Source organism: Streptomyces sp. NPDC037273, assembly GCF_055603625.1.
The window spans coordinates 399,907-410,278 of record NZ_JBVJVO010000008.1 but is presented as its reverse complement, the minus strand read 5'-3'; the positions used below and the strand labels follow the sequence as shown (position 1 = coordinate 410,278).

Genomic DNA, 10,372 nt, shown 5'->3' with positions numbered 1-10,372 from the left:
TTCGTTCCTGTTTCCAGGCCCTCCGGGCGCTTCCTTCGTTTCCGACTCTATCAGATCTTTCCGATCCGATTTCCTCGGTGCTTTCCGGTCCCTTTTGCTTTCGCTCTGGGGCCTTTCAGCGGTTCCGACTTTATCAGAATCATTTGGGCCGACCTAATCGGTGGCTTTCTTGATTCGAATGAGAATCGGGATGACTCCGTGGAATCGAATTCCCGACCGGAGTGAGTTGACTCTACTTGATCGCTGCCGAACTGTCCAGTTCTAGGCAACCGTTTGAATCTACCTCCCCACAGCGGCCGTGTCAACGGCTTTTGTGGGCACCGGAGGACACTAGCAGGTCAGCGGGGGTCTACGCACATCAGGCGGCGGTGGGGAGGGAGGCGCTGCGGTCGGGTTCGTCGAGGTCGCCGGTGTGGCCGGCGCGGGAGGCGCGGCTGCCGAGGACGTAGACGTAGAGGAGGAAGGCCAGCTCAGCGGTGACGCCGATGGTGATGCGGGCCCAGGTGGGGAGGCCTGAGGGGGTGACGAAGCCTTCGATCAGGCCGGAGACGAAGAGGACGAGGGCGAGGCCGATGGCCATGCCGACGGCGGCGCGGCCCTGTTCGGCGAGGGCTGCCCGGCGGGTGGTGGGGCCCGGGTCGATGACGGTCCAGCCGAGGCGGAGGCCGGTGCCGGCGGCCACGAAGACGGCGGTCAGTTCGAGCAGGCCGTGCGGGAGGACCAGGCCCAGGAAGACGTCGAGGCGGCCGGCGGAGGACATGAGGCCGATGCCGACGCCGAGGTTCAGCATGTTCAGGAAGAGGATCCCGAGGACCGGGAGGCCGAGGAAGGCGCCGAGGACCAGGCACATGGCGGCGGCCTGGGCGTTGTTCGTCCAGACCTGGGCGGCGAAGGAGGCCGCGGGGTGGCTGGAGTAGTAGGTCTCGTACTGGCCGCCGGGGCGGGTCATCTCGCGGAGGTCGGCGGAGGCGCCGATCGAGGCCTGGACCTCCGGGTGCGTACCGATCCACCAGCCGATGAGGGCGGCCAGCAGGGTGGAGAGGACGGCGGTGGGGATCCACCAGTGGCGTGAGCGGTAGACGGCGGCGGGGAAGCCGGCGGTGAGGAAGCGGACCGCGTCGCGCCAGGAGGAACGGCGGGTGCCGGTGACGGTGGCGCGGGCGCGGGCCACGAGCTGGGTGAGCCGGGCCGTGAGCATCGGGTCCGGGGTGCCGGACTGGACGATCGAGAGGTGGGTGGCCGTGCGCTGGTAGAGGGAGACGAGTTCGTCGGCCTCGGCACCGGTGAGCTTGCCGCCGCGGCGCAGGAGGTGGTCGAGGCGTTCCCACTCGGCGCGGTGGGCGGTGACGTAGACGTCGAGGTCCATGATCGGCTGCTGCTCCAGGCACTGGCTGCGGACGGGTCCGTACTACTGCGGCGCGCTGCGGGCCAGCTTGGCAGACTGGCGTTCGGTGGGGTCGGGAAGGGCGGAGAAGGGTGGGTGCCGTGAGTGGGTTGGTGACGGGGGACGCCGTCGTACTGGGGTTGCAGCCGGCGCGGTGGCCCAGTCGGGCGTTGGCGGTGCTGATCGACCTCGTCGCGGTGTGGGCGGTCTATCTGCTGATCACACTCGGGCTCGCGGTCGCCACCGCTTCGCTCGACGAGGCGGCGGTGATGGCGTTGTCCATCGCGTCCTTCGTGCTGGTTCTGGTGGGCGCGCCGATCGCGGTGGAGACGCTGTCGCACGGGCGGTCGCTGGGGAAGCTGGCCTGTGGGCTGCGGGTGGTGCGGGACGACGGGGGGCCGATCCGGTTCCGGCACGCGCTGGTGCGGGGGGCGATCGGGGTCGTGGAGATCCTGATGACGTTCGGGGTCGTCGCCTGTGTCGCCTCGCTTGTGTCGGAGCGCGGGCGGCGGCTCGGGGACGTCTTCGCCGGGACCCTGGTGGTGCGGGAGCGGCTTCCCGCGGCGCGGATGCCGGTCGTGCCTCCGCCGCCGCCGTGGCTGGTGGGGCGGTTCTCCGGGCTGGACCTTTCGGCGGTTCCCGAGGGGCTGTGGCTCGAGGTGCGTCAGTACCTCACGCGGGCGCGCGAGCTGGATCCGGCCGTCGGGCGGCGCCTCGCCGAGCGGCTGGCCGATGAGCTGGTGGCGCGGACGGGGACGCCCGCGCCGGCGGGGGTGCCGGCCGACGCGTATCTGGCGGGGGTGGTGGCCGAGCGGCAGGCGCGGGACGCGCGGCGGGCGTTCGGGCCGGTGCCGCCGGGGGCGGCGGGGGTGCCCGGGGCCGGGGCGGGTGCTGCGGCACCCTCGGTGTTCGCTCCCCCGGTGGTCGCTCCGCCGGTGGTCGCTCCCCCGGTCGTCGCGGCTCCCGTTGTCGTACCGCGTGGCGGGGAGCCGGGGAGTGGGGAGCCGGGGAGTGGGGGGCGGACGGGGTTTGCGCCGCCTGGGTGAGGGTGGGTCAGGGGAAGACGGAGGGTGGGGTTTCGAGGGCTTCGAGTTCGATGCCGGGGGCGGAGAGGACGACGTCGCCGGCGATGTGGACGGTGTGGCGTTCGCCCGTGTCGAGGGCGCTGACCTGGTACTCGTCCACGATCAGGGGGCCGTTGTCAGTGGCGTGCGCTTCACTTCTCAGCAAGGCCCAGGACTGGTCCACCGTGAGGGGGGCGAGGACGGGGTCCGTGAGGGCGACGAGCCGGACGCGGGTCTCGGGGGAATCGGGGGTGAGACGCAGGAGTCGCGTGAGGGCGACGAGGAATGCCGGGGACGTGCCGGTGAAGGCGTGGGCGCGCACATTGCCTTCGGTGGCGTGGGTTCCGGTGGGGTCCGTGCGGACCCAGGTGATGCCGTCGAGGGCCGCGCCGCGGACCTGCCAGCCGGCGGCGTGGAGTTCGAGGCGGATGGGGCGGCCCAGTTCGTCGACGGCCAGGTCGACGGAGCCGCGGTGATCACCCGAGGGGGTGGTGGTCTGTGAGACGTAGCGCCAGCCGGAGGGGCCGGGGGCGCAGTGGAAGTGCTCTTCACCGAGGGGGGTGTGGTCGTGCGGGTCATGGAGCGAATATCGGCCGCGGGGCATGGGTCGGTCCTCGGGAGGGGGCGCTTCCAGGAGCGGTAGCGGGGGCGGGACGGGGCAGGCCCCCCGGCACGGGGGTGCGGGGGGCCTGCCTTGGTCCTCTACGGATGTCCGGGGGCGGCGGTGCGCCGATGGGCGCGGGTGCCGCCCGGGTGGGATCAGTAGCGGTAGTGGTCCGGCTTGAAGGGGCCTTCGACCTCGACGCCGATGTAGGAGGCCTGCTCGGGGCGGAGGGTCGTCAGCTTGACGCCGAGGGCGTCGAGGTGGAGGCGGGCGACCTTCTCGTCCAGGTGCTTCGGGAGGACGTAGACGCCGGTCGGGTACTCCTCCGGCTTCGTGTAGAGCTCGATCTGGGCCAGGGTCTGGTCCGCGAAGGAGTTCGACATGACGAAGGAGGGGTGACCGGTCGCGTTGCCGAGGTTCAGCAGGCGGCCCTCGGAGAGGACGATCAGGACCTTGCCGTCGGGGTAGGTCCAGGTGTGGACCTGCGGCTTGACCTCGTCCTTGACGATGCCGGGGGTCTTGGCGAGGCCGGCCATGTCGATCTCGTTGTCGAAGTGACCGATGTTGCCGACGATGGCCTGGTGCTTCATCTTGGCCATGTCGGAGGCCAGGATGATGTCCTTGTTGCCGGTGGTGGTGATGAAGATGTCGGCGGTCTCGACGACGTCTTCCAGGGTGGTGACCTGGTAGCCGTCCATCGCGGCCTGGAGGGCGCAGATGGGGTCGATCTCGGTGACGATGACGCGGGCGCCCTGGCCGCGGAGGGACTCGGCGCAGCCCTTGCCGACGTCTCCGTAGCCGCAGACGACGGCGGTCTTGCCGCCGATGAGGACGTCGGTGGCGCGGTTGATGCCGTCGATGAGGGAGTGGCGGCAGCCGTACTTGTTGTCGAACTTCGACTTCGTGACGGCGTCGTTCACGTTGATCGCCGGGAAGAGGAGGTCGCCGGACTGCTGCATCTCGTACAGGCGGTGGACGCCGGTGGTGGTCTCTTCGGTCACGCCGCGGATCTCGGACGCCAGCTGGGTCCACTTCTGCGGGTTCTCGGTGAGGGTGCGGTTGAGGAGGCGGAGGATGTAGCCGTACTCCTCGCTGTCCGCGGTGGCCGGGTCCGGGGCGGAGCCGGCCTTCTCGAACTCGACGCCCTTGTGGACGAGGAGGGTGGCGTCACCGCCGTCGTCCAGGATCATGTTCGGGCCGCCGGTGGGCGAGTTCGGCCAGGTGAGGGCCTGCTCGGTGCACCACCAGTACTCCTCGAGGGTCTCGCCCTTCCAGGCGAAGACCGGGACGCCCTGGGGGTTCTCCGGGGTGCCGTTCGGGCCGACGGCGATGGCCGCGGCGGCGTGGTCCTGGGTGGAGAAGATGTTGCAGGAGGCCCAGCGGACCTCGGCGCCGAGGGCGACCAGGGTCTCGATGAGGACGGCGGTCTGCACGGTCATGTGCAGGGAGCCGGTGACGCGGGCGCCGGCGAGCGGCTGCTGCTCGGCGTACTCGCGGCGGATCGACATCAGGCCGGGCATCTCGTGCTCGGCGAGGGTGATCTCCTTGCGGCCGAAGGCGGCCAGGGAGAGGTCGGCGACCTTGAAGTCCTGCTGGCTGGCGACAGTCGTCATGACTGGAGCTGCTCCTCGTGGATTCGGGTTCGAGGGTCTGTTGGAGCGCCTGGCACCGCGTGGTGGCACAGCGACGGCATACGAATGCCCGGGTGTCCCGCGGTGCAGTCGTCGGAGGCCCTCTCTCCCTCGGCCGGTCACGGGGACCGACCGACCGCCATCAGCAGCGACGTCTGGCAGTCACGAATCTACACCGATCAGTGCGGCGCCCCACACTCAAACGGGAAGTGCGGGGGAAGCGGAGAGGCCCCCGGGGCCGGGGTTCTCCGGTCCTGGGGGCCTCTGGCGGCGGTGGCTCAGTGGCCGTCGCCGCCGGGCGTCTTGGCCGGGTTGGCGCCGGCGGAGGCCGCGGTCTCGCTGTAGATGTCGGGCTCCAGGTAGATGACCCGGGCGATCGGGACGGCGGTGCGGATGCGCTCCTCGGCCGCGTTGATCGCGTTGGCGACCTCGGTGGCGGTGTCGTCGTGCTTGACGGCGATCTTGGCGGCGACGAGGAGTTCCTCGGGGCCGAGGTGGAGCGTGCGCATGTGGATGAGGCGGGTGACGGTGTCGCCGTCGACGACGGCCGCCTCGATCGCCTTGACCTCGTCGACGCCGGCGGACTCGCCGAGCAGCAGCGACTTGGTCTCGGCGGCGAGGACGATCGCGATCACGATGAGCAGGATGCCGATGCAGAGGGTGCCGATGCCGTCCCAGACGCCGTTGTCGGTCAGCAGGGCCAGGCCGACGCCGCCGAGGGCGAGGACGAGGCCGACGAGGGCGCCGAGGTCTTCGAGGAGGACGACGGGGAGTTCGGGGGCCTTCGCCCGGCGGACGAACTCCTTCCAGGAGAGGCCGCCGCGGATCTCGTTGGACTCCTTGATGGCCGTGCGGAAGGAGAAGGACTCGGCGATGATCGCGAAGACCAGGACGCCGACCGGCCAGTACCAGGCCTCGATGGCGTGCGGGTGCTTGATCTTCTCGTAGCCCTCGTAGATGGCGAACATGCCACCGACGGAGAAGAGCACGATGGAGACGAGGAAGGCGTAGATGTACCGTTCGCGGCCGTAGCCGAAGGGGTGCTGCGGAGTCGCCTCGCGCTGGGCCTTCTTGCCGCCGAGGAGGAGCAGACCCTGGTTGCCGGAGTCGGCGAGCGAGTGGACGCTTTCGGCCAGCATCGAGGACGAACCACTGAAGAGGAACGCCACGAACTTGGCTACGGCGATCGCCAGGTTGGCGGCGAGTGCCGCCACGATCGCCTTGGTTCCGCCTGACGCGCTCATGGGTGTACGTGGTCCCTTCGTCGATGCTCCGGCTGGGTCGCCGCGGTTCGGCCGGTCATTGTCGCATCAGGCCACGACGGTGGCGCGGAAGACCGTCCCCACACCGGTGAGTTCGGTCGGCTCGCCCGCCGGTACGAAGACGGATTCGCCCGGTGCGAGCGTCACCTCGCCCGCCTTCGGGCGGCCCGCGACCGCGAGCAGGATCTGCGGGTGAGGGCTGGTCAGGTCGGTCGGAACGGCGCCTTCCGGCCGTACGAAACGGGAGAGGCGGAACTCGTCGATGGGCGTCTCGTAGACCTCCTCCCCCGACGGCGAGGCCTCCGGGCGCAGGACGCCGGGGTCGGCCGCCTCGAAGCGGACGATCCGCAGGAGTTCGGGGACGTCGACGTGCTTGGGGGTGAGTCCGCAGCGCAGCACGTTGTCGGAGTTGGCCATGATCTCGACGCCGAGGCCGTCGAGGTAGGCGTGCGGGACGCCCGCGCCGAGGTAGAGGGCCTCGCCGGGCTGGAGCACGACGTGGTTGAGGAGCATCGCGGCGATCACGCCGGGGTCGCCCGGGTAGTGGTGGGCCAGGCTCGCGTACGCGGCGTGGGCGCCGCCCAGGCGGTCCGCGGCGGCGGTGGCCTCGGCGACGGTGTGCGCCATCTCGTCCGGGTCGGCGGTCAGCAGGGCGGTGAGGACCTCGCGGAGCGCGGCGTCCTCCGGGTGGGCGTGGAGGAGGTCCACGTACGGCTTCAGGCTGTCGACGCCGAGCTCGGCGATGAAGTCGGCGGCCTCGACGGGGTCACGGAAGCCGCACAGGCCGTCGAACGGCGTGAGCGCGACGATCATCTCCGGCTTGTGGTTGGCGTCCTTGTACGTGCGGTGCGGGGCGTCGACGGGGATGCCCGCGGCCTCCTCGGCGGCGAACCCGGCCCGCGCCTGGGCCAGGTCGGGGTGGACCTGGAGGGACAGCGGGGCGCCGGCGGCCAGCACCTTGAGGAGGAACGGAAGCCTCGGCCCGAACTTCTCGACGGACCGCTCGCCCAGTTCCCGTACCGGGTCGGCGTCGATCAGCTCGTTCAGCGGGCCGCGCTCGGTGACGGAGGGGGCACCGGGGTGCGCGCCCATCCACATCTCCGCCTGCGGCTCGCCGGTCGGTGCGTGGCCGAGGAGTTCCGGGATGGCCGTCGTGGAGCCCCAGGCGTAGGGGCGGATGGTGTTGACGAGGCGGTCCATGGGAGGTCTTCCAGCTTTCTTTCAGCGCGGTGTCGGGGGCGGCAGGATGCCGGCGGTGGCGAGGGAGAGGTAGACGGCCGCGAAGTCGGTCACGGCGAGGAGTTCGGCGAGGGTCTCCAAGTCGCCGCCCTCCTCCGGCTCGAGTTCGCTGATGGCGGTCTCGTGGCTGAGGGCCAGTTCGCGGGCCGCGGGCGCGGCGGTCAGGACGGTGCTCGGACGGTCGCCGTCGCCTCCGGGGCGGTCGCGGAGCAGGACCACGCGCGTGCGGAGGGCCTGGGGTTCGTCGACGCGGTCGCGGAAGAAGTCGTCGGGGTCCGCGCCCGCCGCGAAGTCGCCGGCGAGGAGGACGCCGTGCGCGGGCAGCGCCTCGGGCAGCTCCGCCGCCAGCGCGGGGAGTCCCGCGAGCTCGGCGAGGACGGCGGCGAAGCGGCGTCCGGCCGGGCCGGCCGCGGTCCCCTCCGTCCAGATGAGAGGCAGCGAGTCGGCGAGCTCGGCGGCGAGGGTCTTCGCCGGGTTGCCGTAGGTGGCGATGGCCGGGCCGCAGCGTTCCGCCGTGCGGTCGAGCCGGTCGGCGACCTTCTCCAGTTCCTCCGGGGGCGCTTCGAGGAGGCCCACGCGGTCGAGGAGCGCGAGCAGCGGGGTGAACAGCGCCCACAGCGCGCCGGTGCTGGCCGCGAGGTTCTCGCCGTACTCGTTCGGCGTCTCGTTCGGAGCGACGGCCATCGGGACGAAGAGCCCGTGCGAGCCGTTCACCGCCTCCGCGAGCGGGGACGCCTTCGGGGCCACGGCGACGACCGTGATCCCGCGGCGGTACGCCTGCTCCGCGAGCAGTGCGAGGCCCGGTTCCGAGCCGTCCGTGGTCGGCAGCAGAAGCAGGTCCACGGATCCGGCCCAGCCCGGCAGCGCCCACCGCAGGGCGCCCGCGGCGGGTGCGACACCGGTCGGCTTCAGCCGTACGACCGGGGCGGAGGCTCCCGCGAGCGCGCCGATCAGATCCGCGACGCCCGCGGCGGCGGTGCCGGGGCCCGCGACGAGGACCGCGCGCGGTCGGCCTTCCGGCCTCAGGTCCGCGATGCCCGCCTCCGCTGCGTGGCGGGCGGCGGTCCGCACCCGTGCTCCGGCCTCCGCCGCCCCGCGGAGCAGGCCGCGGCGGTCGGCGAGGGCGAGTGCGTCCGGTGCGTCGAGGAGGGTCTCGTCGAGCATGTGGCGGTGCCTCCGGTCTGAGCGGGGGTGTTCCGTGTCCGGCCTTGGGCCGGGGCGCGTCGAGTGTCGTGCTCGTGCGTTTCGGCTTGTGCGGGGCGGATGCCTCGCGCGGGGTGGTGCACGTCCCCTGCGGACCTGTTCCCGTCACCCGTGGCGCGGGCCGGAGCCCCGTACCGGTGTGGCCCCTAGGCCGGGCGGCGGGCCTCGTCGGTGAGGAGGACGGGGATGGAGTCGCGGACCGGGTAGGCGAGGCCGCAGTCGGGGCTGGTGCAGATGAGTTCGGGGGTTTCGTCCGCCGTGCGGTCGTTCAGGGGAGCGTGGCAAGCGGGGCAGGCCAGGATCTCCAGGAGGCCGGCTTCGAGCGGCATGGGGTGTCCCTTCGAACAAACGGTGGTGGTGCTGCCCTTCGGGCCAGGTCAGCCTACCGCCGGGAAACGGGGTGCGCGGGTCGGCGACCGGTGGGGTGGATCTGCGGGGTGGAAACGGCGCCGCCCCCGCCCCCTGATGGGGGTGGGGGCGGCGGACGCTGGTCTCCGGGCCTGGGAGGGCGTCAGGAGGTGGCGCGGACCAGGGTGAGGATCTCGTCGCGGAGGGTGGCCATGGTGGCCTCGTCGCGCGCTTCGACGTTGAGGCGCAGGAGCGGCTCGGTGTTGGAGGCGCGGAGGTTGAACCACCAGTCGGCGGAGCTGACGGTGAGGCCGTCGAGCTCGTCGAAGCTGACGCCCTCGACGTCGGCGTAGGCGGCCTTGACCTTGGCGGTGCTCGCGGCCTGGTCGGCGACGGTGGAGTTGATCTCGCCGGAGGACGCGTAGCGGTCGTAGGCGGCGACCAGGTCGGACAGGGTGCCCTGCTGGCCACCGAGGGCGGCGAGGACGTGGAGGGCGGCGAGCATGCCCGTGTCCGCGTTCCAGAAGTCCTTGAAGTAGTAGTGCGCCGAGTGCTCGCCGCCGAAGATGGCGCCGCTCTTCGCCATCTCCTCCTTGATGAAGGAGTGGCCGACGCGGGTACGGACCGGCTCGCCGCCGTTCTCGCGGACGACCTCCGGCACGGACCACGAGGTGATCAGGTTGTGGATGATCGTTCCGCCGGGGTGCTTGGCCAGCTCGCGCGCGGCGACCAGGGCCGTGATCGCGGACGGGGAGACCGGCTCGCCGCGCTCGTCGACGACGAAGCAGCGGTCGGCGTCGCCGTCGAAGGCGAGGCCGATGTCGGCGCCCTCGGCGACCACACGGGCCTGGAGGTCGACGATGTTCTTCGGGTCGAGCGGGTTCGCCTCGTGGTTCGGGAACGTGCCGTCCAGCTCGAAGTACATCGGGACGGTCTCCAGGGGGAGGCCCGCGAACACGGTCGGGACGGTGTGGCCGCCCATGCCGTTGCCCGCGTCCACGACGACCTTCAGCGGGCGGATCGCGGTCAGGTCGACCAGGCCCTTGAGGTGGGCCGCGTAGTCGTCGAGCGTCTCGCGCTCGGTGATCTCGCCCTGCTTCTCGGCCGCCTCGGGGGCGCCCTTCTCCGACCACTCCTCGGCCAGCGCGCGGATGTCCGCGAGGCCGGTGTCCTGGCCCACCGGGGCCGCGCCGGCGCGGCACAGCTTGATGCCGTTGTACTGGGCCGGGTTGTGGGACGCGGTGAACATCGCGCCCGGCAGGCCGAGGCTGCCGGAGGCGAAGTACAGCTGGTCGGTGGAGCAGAGCCCGATGAGGGTCACGTCGGCGCCGAGGCGGGCCGCGCCGCGCGCGAAGGCGTTCGCGAGGCCGGGCGACGAGGGGCGCATGTCGTAGCCGACGACGATGGCGTCCGCGTCCGTCACCCGCACGAAGGCGGCGCCGAAGAGCTCGGCGAGCTTCTCGTCCCACTGGTCGGGTACTACTCCGCGGATGTCGTACGCCTTCACGATCTGCGACAGATCGACAGTCACGGATCCACCCTCCTGAATTCTCGGCACGCGGTTGCGGCGCGTTGTGCAAGGACGCCCAAACTACCTGGGCGGACACAGCGTGCCATGGCCTGGGGTGGCCACGCCT

General features: G+C 71.6%; 9 protein-coding genes. 1 reads left to right on the top strand and 8 read right to left on the bottom strand.

From position 1 onward, the window contains the following. Nucleotides 1-358: 358 nt before the first annotated feature. Nucleotides 359-1,366: a stage II sporulation protein M gene (locus ACZ7G1_RS23470; RefSeq protein WP_470877329.1), complete on the bottom strand. Its 1,008-nt coding sequence runs from the start codon at nucleotides 1,364-1,366 to the stop codon at nucleotides 359-361. A 119-nt stretch (nucleotides 1,367-1,485) separates the two neighbouring features. On the opposite strand from ACZ7G1_RS23470, the gene ACZ7G1_RS23465 reads away from it, so the two are divergent. Continuing rightward, nucleotides 1,486-2,430, top strand: a complete 945-nt coding sequence (locus ACZ7G1_RS23465) for an RDD family protein (protein WP_470877330.1) — start codon at nucleotides 1,486-1,488, stop codon at nucleotides 2,428-2,430. Nucleotides 2,431-2,437: 7 nt separating this feature from the next. Here ACZ7G1_RS23465 and ACZ7G1_RS23460 read toward each other — a convergent pair whose 3' ends face one another. The 7 genes from ACZ7G1_RS23460 to ACZ7G1_RS23430 all read right to left on the bottom strand — a co-directional run bounded on the left by ACZ7G1_RS23460 (nucleotide 2,438) and on the right by ACZ7G1_RS23430 (nucleotide 10,266). Next, a complete protein-coding gene (locus tag ACZ7G1_RS23460) occupies nucleotides 2,438-3,052 on the bottom strand; it encodes a hypothetical protein (protein ID WP_470877331.1) in 615 nt (204 codons plus the stop codon). A gap of 155 nt (nucleotides 3,053-3,207) precedes the next feature. Continuing rightward, the gene (gene ahcY, locus ACZ7G1_RS23455; protein ID WP_470877332.1) at nucleotides 3,208-4,665 is read right to left on the bottom strand and encodes an adenosylhomocysteinase; all 1,458 of its coding nucleotides are present in this window, start codon (nucleotides 4,663-4,665) and stop codon (nucleotides 3,208-3,210) included. A 296-nt stretch (nucleotides 4,666-4,961) separates the two neighbouring features. Next, a complete protein-coding gene (locus tag ACZ7G1_RS23450; protein WP_470877333.1) occupies nucleotides 4,962-5,927 on the bottom strand; it encodes a cation diffusion facilitator family transporter in 966 nt (321 codons plus the stop codon). A gap of 66 nt (nucleotides 5,928-5,993) precedes the next feature. Further along, entirely contained in the window at nucleotides 5,994-7,145 is a 1,152-nt protein-coding gene (gene manA / locus ACZ7G1_RS23445) for a mannose-6-phosphate isomerase, class I (RefSeq protein WP_470877334.1), read from the bottom strand. A 21-nt stretch (nucleotides 7,146-7,166) separates the two neighbouring features. Beyond that, nucleotides 7,167-8,348 (bottom strand): SIS domain-containing protein, encoded by a 1,182-nt coding sequence (locus ACZ7G1_RS23440; RefSeq protein ID WP_470877335.1) that lies wholly within the window; start codon nucleotides 8,346-8,348, stop codon nucleotides 7,167-7,169. A gap of 185 nt (nucleotides 8,349-8,533) precedes the next feature. Then, nucleotides 8,534-8,716: a Trm112 family protein gene (locus tag ACZ7G1_RS23435; protein ID WP_376488566.1), complete on the bottom strand. Its 183-nt coding sequence runs from the start codon at nucleotides 8,714-8,716 to the stop codon at nucleotides 8,534-8,536. Between the two features lie 182 nt (nucleotides 8,717-8,898). Continuing rightward, nucleotides 8,899-10,266 carry a phosphomannomutase/phosphoglucomutase gene (locus tag ACZ7G1_RS23430; RefSeq protein WP_470877336.1) on the bottom strand — a complete coding sequence of 456 codons (1,368 nt, stop codon included), beginning with the start codon at nucleotides 10,264-10,266 and terminating at the stop codon, nucleotides 8,899-8,901. Nucleotides 10,267-10,372: the final 106 nt, after the last annotated feature.